Annotated in this window: 10 protein-coding genes; 3 read left to right on the forward strand and 7 right to left on the reverse strand. The window is 39.4% G+C overall.

Annotation, left to right across the window (positions count from 1 at the left end; genetic code table 11):
- Positions 1-649: 649 nt before the first annotated feature.
- Both V7K53_RS06790 and V7K53_RS06795 read left to right on the forward strand, forming a co-directional pair.
- Positions 650-850, forward strand: a complete 201-nt coding sequence (locus V7K53_RS06790; RefSeq protein ID WP_335196849.1) for a hypothetical protein — start codon at positions 650-652, stop codon at positions 848-850.
- Positions 851-979: 129 nt separating this feature from the next.
- Positions 980-1186, forward strand: coding sequence for a hypothetical protein (locus V7K53_RS06795; RefSeq protein WP_335196851.1), 207 nt, complete (start codon positions 980-982; stop codon positions 1184-1186).
- Positions 1187-1348: 162 nt separating this feature from the next.
- Here V7K53_RS06795 and V7K53_RS06800 read toward each other — a convergent pair whose 3' ends face one another.
- The 6 genes from V7K53_RS06800 to V7K53_RS06825 form a co-directional block, all read right to left on the reverse strand.
- Positions 1349-2020, reverse strand: coding sequence for a sigma-70 family RNA polymerase sigma factor (locus V7K53_RS06800; RefSeq protein WP_335196875.1), 672 nt, complete (start codon positions 2018-2020; stop codon positions 1349-1351).
- 760 nt (positions 2021-2780) lie between these two features.
- Positions 2781-3593: a response regulator gene (locus V7K53_RS06805; RefSeq protein WP_335196852.1), complete on the reverse strand. Its 813-nt coding sequence runs from the start codon at positions 3591-3593 to the stop codon at positions 2781-2783.
- 253 nt (positions 3594-3846) lie between these two features.
- Positions 3847-6327, reverse strand: a complete 2481-nt coding sequence (locus V7K53_RS06810) for a hybrid sensor histidine kinase/response regulator (protein ID WP_335196853.1) — start codon at positions 6325-6327, stop codon at positions 3847-3849.
- A gap of 94 nt (positions 6328-6421) precedes the next feature.
- Positions 6422-7867 (reverse strand): sugar ABC transporter substrate-binding protein, encoded by a 1446-nt coding sequence (locus V7K53_RS06815; protein ID WP_335196854.1) that lies wholly within the window; start codon positions 7865-7867, stop codon positions 6422-6424.
- Between the two features lie 12 nt (positions 7868-7879).
- The gene (locus V7K53_RS06820) at positions 7880-9361 is read right to left on the reverse strand and encodes a sugar ABC transporter substrate-binding protein (protein ID WP_335196855.1); all 1482 of its coding nucleotides are present in this window, start codon (positions 9359-9361) and stop codon (positions 7880-7882) included.
- A gap of 207 nt (positions 9362-9568) precedes the next feature.
- Complete coding sequence (locus V7K53_RS06825) at positions 9569-12379, reverse strand: beta strand repeat-containing protein (protein ID WP_335196856.1); 2811 nt, start codon at positions 12377-12379, stop codon at positions 9569-9571.
- Positions 12380-13757: 1378 nt separating this feature from the next.
- Here V7K53_RS06825 and V7K53_RS06830 point away from each other — a divergent pair.
- Positions 13758-14123: a hypothetical protein gene (locus V7K53_RS06830; protein WP_094352314.1), complete on the forward strand. Its 366-nt coding sequence runs from the start codon at positions 13758-13760 to the stop codon at positions 14121-14123.
- A gap of 323 nt (positions 14124-14446) precedes the next feature.
- Here V7K53_RS06830 and V7K53_RS06835 read toward each other — a convergent pair whose 3' ends face one another.
- Entirely contained in the window at positions 14447-18937 is a 4491-nt protein-coding gene (locus tag V7K53_RS06835; protein ID WP_335196857.1) for a protein kinase domain-containing protein, read from the reverse strand.
- Positions 18938-19166 lie beyond the last annotated feature (229 nt).

Genomic DNA, 19166 nt, shown 5'->3' on the forward strand with positions numbered 1-19166 from the left:
ACGAGATTCATACTTGTTAGTTATCCATTTTTCTCCACCCTCTATAAATCATTATTATTTTTCTCTCGTTGTATGAAACCACCCTGCCTCCCCGCCTGCGGGGAGGGGTTGGGGGTGGGGTGTAATGACTGTGGTTAGCATAACTAATTATGCGGACATGATATGACTCGGATTTTTAGTTATTAGAAATAATGCAATAGACCTCTTGCATAAGTCAAATAGACCCCCTTTATTCCCCCGATATATTGAGGGGAAACTTGAAATATTGCCCCCTCCCCTTTACAAGGGGAGGGTTGGGGAGGGGTGATTCAAGGACTTTTGCAAATTATGTTATGTGTTTAACTAGAAACTTTTACGGTTCATAATACTATACATATATAAATGGAAACTCAAAGTATTATAGCAATCTTAACGATTCCAATAGTAATTTTAGGAATGCTTGGAGCGATTTGGGCAATATTTTATTTCATACTTTATTTCAGAAGATATACCCAAAATATTCAAGCAAGTGTTGAGATGAAAATGATAATTTTTTTTTACAACAATACAAGTAGGAATCTCAGCAATCATAGGATTTATCTGGTCAACAATTTATCTACTGTATAGCCAAAATACTCAAATAAATCTCAAGTTATTCTTATACTCATTTTTGGGAGGATTGCTTGGTGGAATAGTTAGTGTTTTTATTGGTAATTTAATTGGTTCGAGGGAATATAAAGAAGCCACAGGTAGTTTATTTATTGGCGGTGAAGGCATAATTTGGTTCTTTTGGATTTTTCTTTTCTGGATTATAGGCATTATTGAAGGAGCAGTTTTAGGAGGATTAATTTTCATCAGATTTTATTCATAATCCGTTCTGGATAAATACGTGTTTTTAGCTCTATTCGTGCGTATTTTTTGATTGTTTGTCGAATTCTAGTTGTTTATGTTATGTGTTTGACTAGAAACTTTTACGGCTCATAATACTATACATATATAAATGAAAACTCAAAGTGTCATAGCAATCGTAACGATTCCAACAGGAATTTTAGGAATGTTTGGAGCGATTTGGGCAATATTTTATTTCAGATATACCCAAAATATTCAATCAAGTTTTGAATTGTTTTTTTACTTCTTTTGCGCTGGTTTGATTGCTGGAATAGTTGGTCTAATTATTGGTTTTTTCTTTCAGAGTATTGTAGGTTAATAAAGTATCAGGTTTGGCATGGACATTATTATATTTCGGTGAATAGGTAAAACCTAAATCGATATTTATCCTAGACTGCCTCTCTAGGTTATCTGTTGAAATATTGCTTTGCTGCTAGTATCTGAAATTTTGTAAGCCACCTGCCTGTAGTAAAAGTCTAGTTTAGAATAAACCCTCTACCTCAGCATATTTCCGCAAGCGTGGTAGACACTGCCGTTGATAGAAACTGCTTAATGTCGCAATTGACAGCCCAAAGTCTTGAGATAATTCTTTCCAGCTAACTTCCGGGGGTAAGCGTTTGAGAATTAATACCTGACAATTTATGTCTGGACGCCCTTTAATGTGAGTACTACGTAGTTCCATATCCGAGTCTGTCTCTACCCATGTCTCCAGGTTTTCCAAAATAGGAGGTGCTTGGGGGGTAGCTGGTATATTATCTATCGGGTCAATAGTTTCACCAATCTCACCCGACTTAGACTGACGAACCCCAAAGGAGACTGTTATGGCTTTTTCCCGGTTTTGGTTGAGATAAAAATCTTGTAGTCTGCGTTTTAGGTAAGCATCTAGCCAATTAATCACACTACCTTGAGTGGAGTCATAGGCTTGACCTGTCAGACCATCACAAACGTTGCGGCAGAAATACAACCAAGTTTGTTGCAGTGCGTCTTGATAGTAGGGAGTATTTTCCTTCCAGAGTTTACCTTGTGTCAAACGAATGACTTGCGTGAGCAGCTTCTGACGTTGAGGGCTTCCAGGTGAATGTCTACGGGCTTGGACAACTAAGGATGTTAGTTGTTCATTTAGATTCTTCTTAACTGAAGTTTTAAGTAACAGATGCCTGGCTTCCTGGTCTACTGGTAGTGAATAACTCTGAATGTCCAAATCAGTAGTAACATCTTCTACAGTGAAAGAGTTCTGGCTCACCTCATCAGTTTCAATAGCAATACTATCCATATTTCCTTGCTCAGATGCCTGAATACAGCGATGAATAGTTTCTTCAGGCGGGATAAAATCTTGGTTTATACTATTTTTTCGCATCTTATTTTCTTTCCTCAAGTTTCTTTATTTTGCATACTTTGCAGGCTTGATACACTACAAAGCATCTCTTTGCTTGATTTTTGATGCTGTCACTATCTGTCAGATATCAGAGGTAATAACGCTATAGTTGCAATGGGCAATACCCTTTTGCTCACCGACTCAATTCAATCCACATAATCAACTCAGTAGGGGGACATATTAAATGTAAAATGCAAATCAGAAGAACCTGTTGCTGTTGGGGTTTTCCTTTTGCTTCTACTTATTAGACGTTCTTGAGGTTCTGGATTGAAGTTGACTTTGACCATACCTTTAATTTAAGTGAATCTTCACTTTTTGACAGCATGAAAAAGTCATAATTCGTCAGGAATTTTGCCGTCAAAGTTTTATTAATTTATGTAAAAAATGTCAGTAACGTTAGAAAAAATCTCTTTTCCCACCTGTGTTAGCAGTTTGGGATTAGAAGTCTTGACTAAAGGTATCTTCCAGCAATTTCAGACTACATATTCATTTACAGAATTTTTGATACAAAACACTTTAGCGGCTTGCTGAAATGATGTTAGTAGGAGGCGATATCGCGGACACTAGCACAGTGGTATTCCTGTCCGTTTAACTCCAAATAATTGACAGTTATTTCCACGGCTATGTCCTGACCATCTTGAGTGCGTTGAGTAGACTCAAAAGTGAGAGAGGCTTTCTGTCTAACTTCTTGCCAGTGCGATCGCCAAGCAACCGTCGAAAAATTTGGATTGATATCATAAACAGTCATGGTCAGTAATTGTGCGCGGGAGTAGCCAAGATGACGACAGGCGGCTTCATTCACGTAAACAAGCTGGGCATCCGAATTGACAAAAAAGATAGAATCCTTAAATTTATCTAGATAAAACTGACTGAGGCGCAGGGCTGATTCTGCTTTTTTGCGATCGCTAATTTCCTGTTGCAAAAGTATATTTTGCTGGGTCAGTTGTTTTTGCAACCTTCGGATAGTCAAGTTATTTTCTACACGGGCAAAAACTTCTTCTTCACTAAAAGGTTTGGTAATATAATCCACTCCCCCGACAGCAAAAGCTTTAACTTTGTCAAAAACTTCATCCAAGGCGCTAATAAAAATCACCGGAATGTCGCGAGTTTTCTCTGAGGCTTTCAAATGTTGACAGACTTCATATCCATTCATTTCTGGCATCATAATATCAAGCAATATTAAATCAGGCGGTGCAGCTTGTGCTGTTTTCAAAGCTGTTTGCCCGTTAATAACTCTCCGAATTTCATAGCCAACCTGAGTTAGCATAGCGGATAAAAGTCGCAGATTATCGGGTGTATCATCAACAACAAGAATATTTGCTTTTGGTAGCTGAACTTGATGGTTATCCATATTTATTAGAACTACTTTTTTAAAAAAGAATTTAGGAGTCAGAAATCAGAATTCAGAATTTAATTGGAGTCCGACTGGTGAATGAATCGGTTTAAGATCCCCACCAAATCTTCTAGTGCATTCGCTACACAAAAATTTAGCGATCTCTAATTAGTGGCAAGTCTCAATCCTCCACTTTCTTGTTCTGACTCCTGTTAGCGCAGCAGGGCATAAGCCCATTCTGACTTCTGAATTCTGATTCAAAAATCATTTCTTACAGTTGTGTTAAATCAATAACTTTATCAATACGAAAGTTATTAACCCAATCAGACAGAGTGTTTGTTAAAAGAGCAGATTCTTCAGGAATTTGCTCAAGCAAGCTAAAAATGAGCTTTTCATCAGTACATAGTGCCGCTTGGTGTAGCTGTGCTACCCACTCAGTGGGCATTTGAGCTAGCATCTCTTCTAATGATAAAAGCTTAAGGCCGGAATTTTCGGCAAATTCGTCTTTTTGAAGGGGTTTATCTTCATATACATAACGCACCCCTAAATATTTAGACATCATATTCAAGATTACTTCCTCTCGGAACGGCTTACGCACAAAATCGTTGCAGCCTGCCGATAAAACCACAAAGCGTTCCTCATCAAAAGCACTCGCAGTTAGAGCAATAATGACAGTAGCTTGACCCTTTAAAGTAGCTCTAATTTGTTTAGTAGCTTCATACCCATCCATTACAGGCATCCGCATATCCATCCAAATCAGTTGCGGTTCCCAGGTTTCCCAAAGGTTTACCCCTTCTTGACCATTTTCAGCGTGACGTACCTCGAAGCCAAGAGATACTAGCATCTTAACTAGGAGTTCCCGATTTTCCCATTTATCTTCAACTACTAAGATTCGGTATTTTGGTTGATTAGGCTCTAAACCAATTACTCGTCGTTTTAGCTGTCGAATTGGAGCTTCAGCTACTTCTGCGAGACTAATTTGAAGATCAAAAGAAAAAATCGTTCCTTGGCCCAAAGTACTGCTAACAGTAATACTTCCCCCCATTAGATGCACGAATTGCTGACTGATAGTTAGACCCAAACCTGTTCCTTGCTGAGATTTTTGACCTGCTTCTGTTTGGACAAAGGGCTTAAATAACTTTTCAATTTCGGCAGATGCAATCCCTGTCCCAGTATCTTCAACTTCAAAATGAAGCCAGAAGAATGAAGGGTGGGAGTTTTTTATTACTTGTGTGCCTTCTTGTTGCTGTAGTTTACTTTCTTCCTTCATCCTAACTCGTAAACTCACGCCACCTTCTTGAGTAAATTTGATAGCATTACCAAGGAGGTTAATTAAGATTTGACGCAATTTACTTTCATCTGTATGCACATATCTAGGAACTTCAGGTCTACGCTCAAACATCAACTGTAAACCTTTGGATTCCGCTTTAATTTGAAACATCTCTTCAAGTGAATCAAGTAGAGTGTACAAATCAAAGCTATTGTTGTTCAGTGTCGTTAAACCCGCCTCAATTTTGGACATTGACAACACATCATTAATCAAGGTAAGCAAATGTTCTCCACTGCGACTGATAATTTCTAAATGTTCCAACTGAGAAGCATTGATAGAAGAATCGCGGGTCATTAGCTGAGTAAAGCCAAGGATGCTGTTAAGAGGAGTACGAAGTTCGTGACTCATGTTTGCGAGAAATTCGCTTTTGGCACGGTTGGCAGTTTCGGCTTCTTTGGCTTTTAGTTCTAATCTATGGCTGTAATTCTCTAACTGTTCGCCAGAGATTTTTAACTGTCGCGTTAGCCAAGACACTCCAATCAATAGAAATCCCATTGATAAGAATCCCACTAGCATCATCGTCCCTGCTAATCGCCGAGCCGGCGCAAAGGCTTCTTCCTGGTTCATCTCCACCATTAAGGCCAAGTCTTGATCGTTGAGCCAGTGATATACCCCAATTACTAACACTCCAGCATAGTTTGGATAAAGTCCTTGACCGCTAATTCCACCCATTGCTGCATCAATACCTTGGCTGCTAACTCCTTGAGAAAAGTCTGGTGTTTTATCTTTATCTTTAGAAATAAAAGCGTTTTTAGTTACTAAAGAACCAACTAAATAAGTTTCGCCACTCTTACCTAAGCCTGTACGTTCTCGTACAATTTGATCTATTCTGTCTAAATTCAAATCAGCTAAAAGAACACCTTGGCGTACCTTGGCTGCATCACGTAGAGGCGTTGCAAAAGTCACTGATGGCTTACCAGTAATCGGTGAGGCATAAAAGATGGGGGCAAAAGAGTCTCCTGGCTGAATCTGTTCAATATAAGTGATATTAGCTGAAATTTCATATTGACCTTCACGCTGTTTATTAGTAGATAAAATAATCCGATTGCTCCGGTCAAGAATGGAAATTTCTCCCAGACTTGGCTTTATTCTAGCCATATTTGTGAGATAATCTGAGAGAACTTTGTAAGCTTTACGATAATTTGCGTCGGCGGGTTTAGAATTTAAAAGGATTTGAAAATTATTTTGTACATCTGGAAACTGAGTTACTAAGAGAAAGTCTCGTTCTTGGTCTTCAAACCAACGGGTAATTTCTTCCTCTTTCAGAGTGGCAGCAGCACTGAGTCGTTCAAAAGCAGCTTGCTTCAAAGCTTCCTTCGCATTGAGAAAAGCAAATCCTCCTACTACACCTACTGTAACCAAGGATAGGAATAAGAAGGAACTGGCAACTTTAATAGTTAGGTGCTGATTCCAGAAGTTCATATATTTACAACTTGTTTCTTATTCTAAAGATATTTATCTTTTTTATTATTCATGCAGATAGGTTTTTCCTTTAGTTAATATAAATAATTATTGATTACCATTGAGCAAAAATCTGTTTTATCTGCTTAATTGCTTCATCAGTTGCTTGCTCTGAAGAAATTTTATCTACAATTATTCGATTAAGAGCTTTTCCCCAGATATTCTCCTCTAACACTACGCTGTATGCCGGGTTTTGGACATAATAAAACAACCGCGTTGAACCTTCCGTCACCGTCTTGACCGCAGTTGATACGTGTGGGTCAGCTGGGTTTTTCCAAAATGGGTCTTGCCAGAGTGTCTTGATAACAGGTAAATTACAGCCTCCAGTAGCTTTCAGATACTTACCTATCACCTGTGATTGGGTGAGATATGCAAGAAAATCCAAAGCTTTTTTCTGTTGGTGGGAATTGGCGAACAAAACTGCTTGCCGAAGTGTGAGTAGATAACGCATTGGCTTGCCGTTGGGTTTGTTGGGAAATTTTAAAATACCAAGCTTATTGCGATAGGTGCTGGGGTCTTGGCGCACAGAGCAAGGAATCGAGAGCGTATTGTTAGGAGTCATTACCACCATACGGTTGAGCAAGCTGCGATTATTATCTGGATTTAACCAATTGAGTGCATCTGGTGGCACATAACCTTGTTGGTAAAATTTGGTATACCAATCTAATGCCTGGACAATTTTTTGTCTGACCTTTGGATCGTCGATCAGGAGTTTACCTTCTGAGTCGAGAATTTGCACATCGTATGCTTCTAAAATATGCTCAAAAAAGATGTAGGTATCTGAAGCTCCAGTAGAAAAAGGAAAACCTAACCCATAGATATTTGGTTTTTGCTGTTTTGCCCGCAGTTTGTTCTGCACTTGTTTCCAAAACTGCCAAAAACCATCCCAATCTTTGGGGATATCCCTTTCACTGCGATCTATTTGGTTTAGCAAGTCTCGCCAGTAGAAAATGTGAACCGTTGCCTGATTAATTGGAACTGCATAGTAGCTTCGCTTTTTTGCAGCATTATTATAATAATTAACAGCTTGCAGAGCATATTCAGGATAAAGATTTTTGACTGGCTCAATTACATCCGTTACATCCGCCAGTTTCCCTTCCCAAGCCAAATACGGATTCAACGCTCTCTCAGCGCCGTAACTCATCATGATATCGGGTGGATTACCCGCGTGAATGGCCCTACGCGCTTTCTGCGGTAACTCATCGCCGATATAGAAGGAAAGCTTGACTTGATTACCAGTTTGTTTTTCCCAGTTGCTCACCAACTGCTTGATTGCTTCATCCTCATCGACAGTAAAACCTTTATCCCACCAAATCTTTAAAACTGTGTTGTCAATAGGGGAATGGGTGACTGAAGATTGTTTTAATTTGGGGGTGTTAGTACAAGCAATAATTATCAAGCTAAGTGTCAATACGATTAACACATATCTGCGATAATGGTAATATTGCGGCTGATTATGAAAGCCTCTAGCAATTTGACTAGCTTTTGTTTTAAATGTCATATTTGTAAAAGCTTACTGCCATTGGTCAAAAATTTGCTTAATTCGGGCGATCGCTTCATCAGCTGCTTGCTCTGGAGAAATTTTATCTACAACAATTCGATTGAGCGCCTTACCCCAGACATTATCTTTTAAAACCAAGCTATAGGCTGGGTTTTGGACAAAATAAAATGGGCGAGTTTCTCTGTTGAGAAATATATTAATGGCAGTCGAGAGATAGGGATCTTTGGAATTTTTCCAAAAAGGATCTTCCCACGCTGATGTTAAAACTGGTAAATGACGACCTCCAGAAGCTTTGAGATAATTTCCCATCACTTCTGGTTGCATTAAGTATGCAAGAAACTCCTTAGCGAGTTTCTGTTTCTGAGAATCGGCAAATAAAAACGCTTCCTTAACCGTAATTAAGTAGCGCATTGGCAAGCCATTCGGTTTATTTGGAAACTCTAAGATACCAAGCTTTTGATAATATGTATCCGGGTTTTGCCGCACAGCAGCAGGAATTGAAAGCGAGTTATTAGGAGTCATAATCACGCTTTGATTAAGTAAGCTGCGATTATTATCTGGATTCAACCAATTTATAGCATCTGGTGGGACGTAGCCTTGCTGATAAAAATTGGTGTACCATTTTAAACTGTTAATAATACCTTGACGCACTTTCGGATCGTCAAGAAGAAGCTTATCCTTAGAATCTAAAATTTGCACATCGTATGCTTCTAAAATCTGCTCAAACAAGTAGTATGTATCAGCAGAACTAATGCCGAAGGTAAACCCTAACCCATAAATATTCTGTTTGTTCTCTGGTATTTTTTTTGTCCGCAAGTCATCCTGTATTTGTTTCCAAAATTCCCAAAAAGCATCCCAATCCTTTGGTATATCACTTTCCTTACGACCTATTTGCTTTAGCAAATCTCGCCAGTAAAAAATGTGAATAGTTGCTTGGCTCATTGGCAGAGCATAGTAGCTTTGCTTTTGAGTAACATTGTTATAAGACTGAACAGTTTTGAGAATTTTTTCCGGGTAAAAACTTTTAAGTGGCTCAATTACATCTGATACATCTGCTAGTTTGCCTTCCCAACTTAAACGGGGAATAATTTCTCGATCGGCAGTATAACTGGTAACAATATCAGGTAGGTTCCCAGCCTGAATTTCTCTTTGAATCTTCCGTGTTAGCTCATCTGTAGAATATAAAGAAAGCTTGATTTTGTTGCCAGTTTGTTTTTCCCACTGGCTAACTAGTTGCTTGAGAGCTTCATCCTCTTCTTGAGTAAAACCTTTATCCCACCAAATCCTTAAATCAGTACTTTCACTGGATAACTTATTGACTGGGGAAGGGGATGATTGATATATGTTAGTGCAAGCAACAATTATCAAGCAGAGGATTAATGCTATGAGTGCGTAGCGACGGTTGCTTAGTCTTGGTAATACGCTAAAAGCTTCCTTAGCTCTCTGCTGACTCTTCAAGACTTGAGTAATCTGACTGGCTTTTTTTCTGGACACCACACTTCTAGAGCTTATATTTAAACTGAATAGATATACTCAATTTAAGGCTTTTTGTCGATCTCTCAATAATTTACAAGCGATCGCTCTTAAAAGAGATAGGCAATTGCTTGCTCCTTGAACCGATTGGAGTAATTATTCAAATGCGAGGTGCTTAATATAACACCTCGCATTCTGAAGATTTCTATTTGACTATGGGGTTGAGGATTAAACAACTAGCAAGTTATTTTGACTTAGTGACACTCCACCAGATAGTTGTGCAAATTGTACCTGAGCAAATCCACCCGCACTACCATCTCGGTCAAAATATAGTGCGCCTGTAGTATTGTTATAGATAAATCGCTGATTGCTGGTTATTGCAGATGTTCCAAGGGTAAAAAAGCTAGCTGAGAGTAAACCTGATGATAACCCGCCACCAAAACCAGCAGCCGATACCTGAATCAGTTCATTAGTTGCGTTGAAATTATAAATGGTATCAACGCCTTCATTGAAACTATTGAAGACAAAGTTATCAGTACCAGATCCTCCATAAAGGTTGTCATTCCCTTTGCCACCTTTGAAGGTGTTTTTACCAGAAGCGCCAGAGGCTGTGAGAGTATCATTACCATCGCCTCCATCCAGTAGATTATTGCCTGATGAATAGTCAACAATCAAGCGATCGTCATTAGCACCACCATTGAGCGTGTTATTCCCAGAGACAGTATAAGCTCCGTATGAAGAATATAAGGAGGCTGAACCAGCAGCTGTCAGAGTATCATTGCCATCGCCCCCATTCAGTAGGTTATTGCCTGATGAATAGTTAGTAACTAAGTTATCGTCACCAGCGCCACCATTGAGGGTGTTTTTACCAGAGATAGCATCGAGATAAAAATTGCCTCGGTAGTCGTCGTAGGAGCCAGAGACATCAAGAGAATCATTATCATCACCACCAGAGAGCGAATTATTACCATTTGAATAGTCAGCACTCAAGTAATCCTTACCTGCACCGCCGATAATCGTATTATTTCCACGTCCTCCAGCGATGGTATCGTTGCCATTGCTCCCCACAATCAAATCATCGTAGTCTGTACCTGAGATATTTAATTGTTCGATATTCTTGTAGCTCACCTGATTCGGGCCTGCTGTAATCGAACCAGCATTAGTAGCAGCATTGAATGTCGAAGTGATTCCCTGACTAATGGAATAGTTATAGAAAGACAACAAATCGTCACCTTTCCCCCCATCTATGGTGTCTTTGCCGCGATCGCCTCCGGTGAGTGTATCGTTGCCATTGCCCCCTACAATCAAGTCATTGTAGACTGTACCTGAGATATTTAATCGTTCAATATTCTTGTAGCTAACCTGATTCGTGCCTGATGTAATGGAGCCAGTGTTAGTAACAGCATTGAATGTCGAAGTGATTCCCTGACCCCCGTTAGAATTACCGTAATAATAGGCTTCTAATAAATCATCACCTTTTCCGCCATCGATAGTATCATTGCCACTACTACTCCCGTAGAGCGAGATAGTATCGTTGCCATTACTCCCCACAATCAAGTCATTGTAGACTGTACCAGAGATATGTAATTCTTCGATATTCTTGTAGTTAATCAGATCCGTGCCTGCCCTAATCGAGCCACTGTTAGTAGCAGCATTGAATGTCGTTGTGATTCCCCCACTAGGATAGATATACGAAACGTTCAACAAATCGTCACCTGTCCCCCCATCTACTGTTTGAGTCGCTAAGGAAGGTGGAGAAGTATGTAGGACAAAAGAGAAGGAATCATTACCATTCTCTCCATTGAAAATGTTATTACCAAACTTGCCCTGGGCTTTTTTGTCGTCGTAGTAGCCAGAGGCAAAGAAAGAATCATTGCCATCCCCCCCATTGAGGATGTTATCGCCCGTTGAATAGTTAACACTCAATTGATCGTCACCAACACCACCATTGAGAGTGTTATTCCCGGAGGTAAAAGAGGCGGAATAGTCGTATTCGCGAGAGGCGCTAAGAGAATCATTGCCATCTCCTCCATTGAGGATGTTATCACCTGTTGAATAGTTAGCATCTAATTGATCGTCACCAGCACCACCGTTGAGGGTGTTATTGCCATCTGTCTTAGACGCAGAGAGATTATCACTGCCATCGCCACCAGAAATCAGGTTATCGCCTGTTGAAGAGGTAGCACTGAATTGATCGTTACCAACACCACCGTTCAGGATGTTATCGCTTGTTGAATAATCAACATTCAAATAATCGTTACCTTCACCGCCAAAAATTGTATCATTGCCATAATTTGAATCGTTGCCACTACTGCCTCCGAAGAGTAAATCGTTGCCATTACTCCCAACAATAAAATCAGCGTAGGTTGTACCTCTAATTTCTAATTGTTCGATATTGGTGTAGTTAATCCGATTTGTGCCAGCCTGAATTGAGCCAGTGTTAGTAGCTGCATCGAAACTCGAAGTGATTGCATTAGTAGCACGGGTGTAATATACAGACAAGTAATCCTGACCTGTTTCTCCATTTACACTTTGAGTCGTTAAGGAAGATGGGGCAGTTTTTGAGGCGGACAAATGGAAGTCATCATTACCAGCGCCTCCATTTAGAGTATTTCTACCCCGAACTTCATCAGCGTAAAAGGAATCATCACCGTCTTTGCCTGAAACTGTATTGTTGCCAGCAGAATAGCTAATATCAAGGTAGTCATCCCCTGCATCTCCACTGAGGATGTTATTTCCAGAAGAATAGGAAGCATCAAGGGTATCATTTCCCTCATCACCCCGCAGCAGGTTATTACCAGTACCACCACGGAGAGAGTCACTACCCGTACCACCACGGAGAGAGTCGTTATCCGTACCACCAAGGAGAGTATCATTGCCTGCACCACCAATGAGGGTATCATTTCCGGCATCACCGCTTAAAAGGTCGTTGCCATTTTTGCCATCGATGATATCATCACCCACTTTAGCGTTAATTGTATCTGCATCCTGAGTACCCAGTAGAGTATCCTTACCGTTGGTTCCAATGATATTCACCATAACTCTCACCTTCCTGAATCGATATTTTGAGTAACTTCAGCTATTAACTTGTTGTTAATGTTGTTTAAGGACACACAGAAATCGCCGAGAGTTAATGCTTTCGACATACTTTTATGTCACCCTTGAGGGTTAGCATTTTCTCGAAGATTTACCCTATTGATAAGCTTGTAAGCAGGACTTATCTAACTGACTTGAAAAAGGCAGGAGGTTCAAAGTTAAAGTCTTTATCTATTCCCTATTTCCTTTTTCATTCGTTATTTGTGTACCGTTAATAATGCTATTTACGACTATCTAAGTCTTAAGCATTGTACATATTTATGAGCGTGTATTTAGGAAAACAGATGGTTTCACGCTTTTTTTATCATTCTTGATCCGCAGATCAACCCAGCAATCATTGACAAAGTGCCGAAAAATCAAGCTTGAATGCCTAAAACCCACACTTCATATTTCTTATCAAAGCGTAGCCCTACTGTCGTAAATATAGAGAATAATTCACTTTCGATAGGGAAAGAATTTTTATGCAATTGTTGTGGGCTATTGCCCGTGAGTGTGTAGCTTAAAAATAAGGAACATCTAAATAACACTTTGATAACCATATCTGAATATTTACTGAGATGTCCACACTTAAAGACATATCTTTGCATACTCTTCACATTATTTGCCGATCAGTATAGTGTCAGTACTTATCTTTATGTATTCTTCATGTCTTGATAACCACTAATAACTCAGAATGCAGCCGCTAAACAGCAGTTAAGCAGTTGTTTGATTTGTTCGTGTAGCGTGTCGTCCCCCCTAGTAGACAAGCAAGCTGTAAGAGTTTTTTGAATCTGGGGTTATGCTGCGAGGTTCTGACGACGAGTTATAGGAGTTGAAAGCGAACGCATTGGAGCATTGGCACGTTATCAAGAGCTACTTAGGTATGACTATCTCCCAAACATACCCGCGTAGTCCGTCCTAGCGATCGCACAGAAATTACTGAGGACGGTGGATCTTAAACTGGACTATATTAGTAGATTTTGGAACAAAAATGGATTTTTATTCAAAATAACAGTCACCAGGGAATGAAAGCGTATTAAATAATGGATTTCTTTGACCATGCCCATTTAAACAAGAATGCAATATCAATATATAGATAAGACTTTAACGTAGTATAAGACTGTGGGGACATGATATCAATGGTTCCCCTACGGGCGTACTCACGTAAACGGGAACTGCTATAAATAAATGTAAAGAATAAGTTGGCATTGCATAAACTTTGCTTTCTACCTTGATGAATTAACTAAGCAGCTAAAAAGTTGAAGGTACAAGATTGAAAATATCTTGTTATCTCCTTAATTAGCTGACTTAACAACAACATAGTTCTTCTACAGGAGAAAAAATGAGTACATTAGAGCAAAGTCTTAGTCAATTTCGAGCTTTACCAAAACCAGAGTCATCTCGATTAATTGACTTTGAAGAAGCAGAAATTCGTCCTGGTATAGTAAGTGGCACTTATATTTTAGTTGTCAGAGGGACGAAACCATACTTGAATTTGGAAGTGAATCTTGTACCACTTGTATACGTCCAGCAACCTGAATATTGGGGAGTTGAGGTCGTTGGCACTTTGCCCGGAATCGGACTACCAGCTACCGCACCTTATACAGTTTCTCTACCAGTAGACGGTATTCGTGGCAAACAAGGCATTGAAGTTATTGGTGCTAATGGTTCCAAGCAACTGCCTTTTCTAGATGTTAAGCATTCCTAATTCCCGATATGAATATGTGTAGAACCACCATCTTAAAAGCTGTTACAAAAGCTTAAAAATCGCCCGAAAATTTATTTTCAGGCTAAAAGCCCAAGTTGGTTTAAACGGACTAATAAAATATTCTTAGTCCGTTTAAACCAATTCCAATACTTGTCGGTTTTTGGGGAAAAGGGGGCGAAGCGCAACCCAACATATATCAGGATGTTGGGTTACGCAAAGCCTCCACCCAACCTACAATTTTTTTGCAACATTAAAGCCATGACAGTGCATTAAAAGACTACCGAGATTTTTTCAGAAATCAAATATGATTCCTATAGGTAGAGTTAAAATACTGGAATCTCAATGAAAAATTCTGTTCCTTCACCAAGTACAGAATTGCAACTCAAGCTTCCATCATGGGTTTCCTCAACAATTTGACGAGCGATCGCTAATCCTAATCCTGTTCCTTTACCAACCTCTTTAGTTGTAAACAAGCGATCAAAGATCCGCAATCTAATTTCCTCTGACATCCCTTGACCATTATCTTTCATACGAATTATTACCGTTTGTTCGTTACTGGATACTTCAGTTTGAATCAGTATTTGCTGATGTTCTGCTTGCACTTGGGCAAAAGAACGCCCCTCAATGGATGCATCAAAGACATCAATTGCATTTGCAAGGATGTTCATAAATACTTGATTTAGCTGTCCTAAAAAGCACTTAACAGGCGGTAATTTTCCATATTTGGTAATGACTTCGATCGCTGGACGTTTTTCGTTAGCTTTGAGGCGATATTTCAAAATTAACAGAGTACTCTCAATCCCTTCATGGAGGTTACAAGCAACTTTTTCGGCTGTATCGGCTCTGGAGAATGTGCGGAGACTGATACTAATATCTTTAATTCGTTCTGAAGCCACCTTCATCGAACTTACTAGCTTTGGTAAATCTTCAATCAAAAATTCGAGGTCAATTTCTTCGCCATGCTCAATGACTGCGATCGCCGGATTGGGATGATGTTGTTTAAACAATTGGATATGGGCGAGTAAGTCTTGAGTATACTCTTCGGCATTATGGAGGCTACCTTCCAGAAATCCAATGGGATTATTAATTTCATGTGCCACACCTGCAACCAAATTGCCCAAGGTTGCCATTTTTTCGTTTTGCACCATTTGTAGTTGGGCTTGCTCAAGTTCTTGCAGCGATCGCTCTAGTTGATGAGCATAATTCTGGTATTCTTGATAAAGGCGGGCATTTTCTAGAGAGATGGCAGCTTGAGCGCATAGCAGTTGGATAACTTCGGTGCGATCGCGAGTAAATGCACCAATTGTCAGCGGATTTTCTAAATATAGCAGCCCGATGATTTTCCCCTGATTTAATATTGGCGTACACAACACACTCTTAGGTTGTTGCTGCATGAAATATGGATCGGCGATAAAATCAGTTTGTGCTGTTGCATCATCCAGTACAACTGTTTTTAAGCTGTGTTTGACAAAGTTTACAAGTGTAATGGGAATGTCTTCACTGGTTGACAATGGTGCAGCTAGTAGGGTGACTCCTTCATCAATAGTGGCTATGGCTTCAACCACTAAAATTTCTTGTTGGAGTATCAGCAACGCCGCTTTTTGTGCCCCAGCATTTTCCATCACTACTTGCAAAAGTGTAGTGAGTAATTGCTCTAATTGAATTTCACTGGATAGGGCTTGTGAGGCTTTCAAAATGGTGGACAAATCGAGTGCTTCAGAAATACTGCTGCTAGAAAGGTTTGTGTGGATGGTTTGATTTGGAAATGATGATGCATCGACAGTTGAACTCAGTTGAAAGTGATTAATTTGCCCTTGTAAGATGGGAATAAGCAGTTGAGGATAGCGTTTTTCTAAATCCTCAGTTTTAGCTTTAGCGCCCCAACGAGCATAGCAGTAATAAGCTTCTTGCATATAAACTTGGGCGATTTTTTCTTTGTCCCAGTCTAGGTAAAACTTGGCCGCTAGTTCATTACTCAAGGCTTCTTCTTGGATATATGCATTTTCTTTCGCTAGAGTTATGGCGCGATTGTACAATTCCATCGCTTTGTTTTTGTGCAGCAAAATCCGCTGCCGTTCTGCTTCGACTAAATAAAATTTGTGTTGATGATTCATTGGGGCATGATGCGCCCATTTTTTCAGCTTTTTCTGATGGGATGTGACTTTTTTAAGAATCTGTTTTTGTTTGTTAGCCGTTGCTGTTGGATAGAGAATTAGTTGGGTTAAGGCTTCATAAAAATAAACTATTGGTACAACTGCTGCCGATGTTACCCCATCTAAATAAGTTATTGCCTGAATTGCTGCCTCAGATGCTCTGGTATAATGTTCAAACAGGTAGCAAAGTATCAGTTCATTAGCATAGCTAAAGCTCAATCCAGTGCGATCGCCTGCTTGCTCTTGTAATGGACGAATAGTTTGGGCATCATAAACAGCACCTGATAAGTAACTGGGATCGGTAGATCCCAACAAATTTAAGATGGCTTGACGAAATGAATTAATATAAGTCTGGGGTTTTTCTTGTCTAAAATGGCTGTAGACTTCAGCATAGTCACCCATCTGTTTTTCTAACTCAGCTAATTCTTGCCCCATCAAATATCCATGAAAACTACAGCTATAGCTAGCCCAAGCCGCATATTCAATATCTCCGGTTTCTAAACCCACTTGATAGGCTTCAATTAACGGTGCAATTGTATCTTTCAGTGGTTGATGCCAGTGATTAATAAATGTTTGAACAATAAAGAAAGTTCTAGCTTTGAATTCCTTGCTATGGAATTTTTCCAGAACTTGTAATGCTAATTGACCAAATTTATAACCTGTCTCAATATTTCCCAGAATGCCACACTCAATCAATCCATACCAGGCATAGCCAAATGCAGATGCGGCAGCATTACCGTACTGCATCGATAAATTGACTTCGCTTAAGATTATTGGTGGTAGTAAATCTGGACGAGCAATATAAGCTGTGGAATTTGTACTAGCCAAAATTCGGATTGCTGCTAGTTGTTTGTCCCCAGTCATATTAGGTAAATCAATCAAACTTAAAGGAGATTTACCTACAAATCGTAATTTCGTTTGGGCTAGATTGAGTAATGTTTGTATTTTATTCGCTTGATGAGATAGTTTAACACCTAAGAGATTTAGCAGTCCGATCGCAGTCTGAATCGAATCATCAAAACGACTCTGAGCTAAATAAGATTGAATTTGAATCTCAATCGATTTCACCCGATCTATTAAGACGTTAGCATGTTGTTGCACTTGCTCAACAAACTCTTCTACCTGGTCAAACTGACCCATAAGATAGGCTGCCGAAGCAGCTTCTTCATACAAGGCTAATGTGAGTGAATACTGTTGTTGCCAGCTATCTTTTCTCAATAGTTGAATACCACAGCTGATATATTCTATTGCATTCGTATAAGCAGTGGATAGTTTGGCTTTTTGTCCAGCCAGCAAATTTAACTCTGCTAATCGATCTCGCTCAGACTGTTGAGTTATTAGCTTTACACCAATATTTAACTGATTAACAATCTCAAAAATTCTCTCTTCCTGCTTTTTAATCGGTATTTTGCTTAATAGCAGTTGGCCAACTTGCAAATGGATGGATTGCTTTATTGACTCTGGGATCAACGCATAAGATGCTTGTTGAATCCGATCGTGTAAAAATTTATAGTTTACAGTTAGGGAACTTTGTACTAAATCCTGTGTTTCTCGCCCAACATAGAATTTGTAAACTTCACTTTGGGGCAAGATTAATCCCTCTTGTAATGCTTTCCAGAGAAATGTTGCTGTTTCGGTTTCAGAATTTTCCGAAACAATTGCCAATGTCGCCAAATCAAACTGATTACCAATACAAGCTGCTAATTTTAAAACATTTTGCGTTGATTTTTCTGGGATAATAAAGCGATCGCACACATCCCGTTGAGCAATTGGGAAACTTGCAATTTTTCCTGTTGACTTCAGTTGAGCCAAACAATTTTCTAAATCATATTTTAGCCCAAATGCACTCTGATAGCGGTCTTCAGCATTTTTCGCCATCAATTTCATCACAATGTCACAGAGAACTTGAGGAATCTCTTCCCTATTCCCTGTCCCCTCTCCCCTTTCCCCTAAAACTGGCGGAAGTTTTGCAATATGACAATGTACCAATTCCATCGGATCGTGTGATTTAAAGGGTAATTCCCCTGATAGCAACTCATAAAAAGTTACACCTAAAGAATAAAAATCAGTACGGTAATCAATCCCCCGATTCATGCGTCCAGTTTGCTCTGGAGACAAATAGCCGAGTGTTCCTTCTAATACATTCGGACTCATCAGAATCTGGGTTTCCCGTGGCAGCAGAGATGCAATACTAAAGTCAATTAACTTAACTTCTTTAGTTTCTGGATTAATTAAAACATTGGCGGGTTTAATATCTTTGTGAATAATCCGATGATGAATTAGAATATCTAATGCATCACACAGAGCGATCGCTAAAAGTAAAAATTCTTGTAAAGACACCATATCTGGCGTCTGGTAACAAGCAAAAAAATCTTTAAGAGAAATCCCACCAAAATCTTCCATTACCAACGCATAACCATTTTGATACGCCTCCAAACTGTAGGTTTGGACGATCGTAGATGAGTTAAGATTTTTGGCAATTGTGTACTGATTGCGAAACTGCAACAGATCGCTGAAACTGGGATATGAATTTTTTAGCAGTTTAATTACTACAGGTAATGAGTCAGTTTCTCGATACCCCCGATAAACTAGAGTTCTGGAACCATTGTAGATTTCTTCAGTTATGTCGTATCCGGGAATACTGACTATGCTGCTGACCATACTGCTAAACCCTGGTGATTTCTAAATTTATTGTTCCCAAATCAGTAACGCCAGTTTACGTGTGTCTTTTGAGACAACTCACAGGGGTAAATCATCGCAGTAGATAGAACCGTATTTGATGTCCCAAATTCAAAGGCAATAGCCGTTCAGAAACGAGAACATTTTGCTAGAAGAAAGAAAAGTTGTTAGAAAAGCCTTAAATAATACTCAAAGAAGAAACCAAAGAAAA

This window comes from Nostoc sp. (genome assembly GCF_036917355.1).
Lineage (GTDB): Bacteria > Cyanobacteriota > Cyanobacteriia > Cyanobacteriales > Nostocaceae > Nostoc.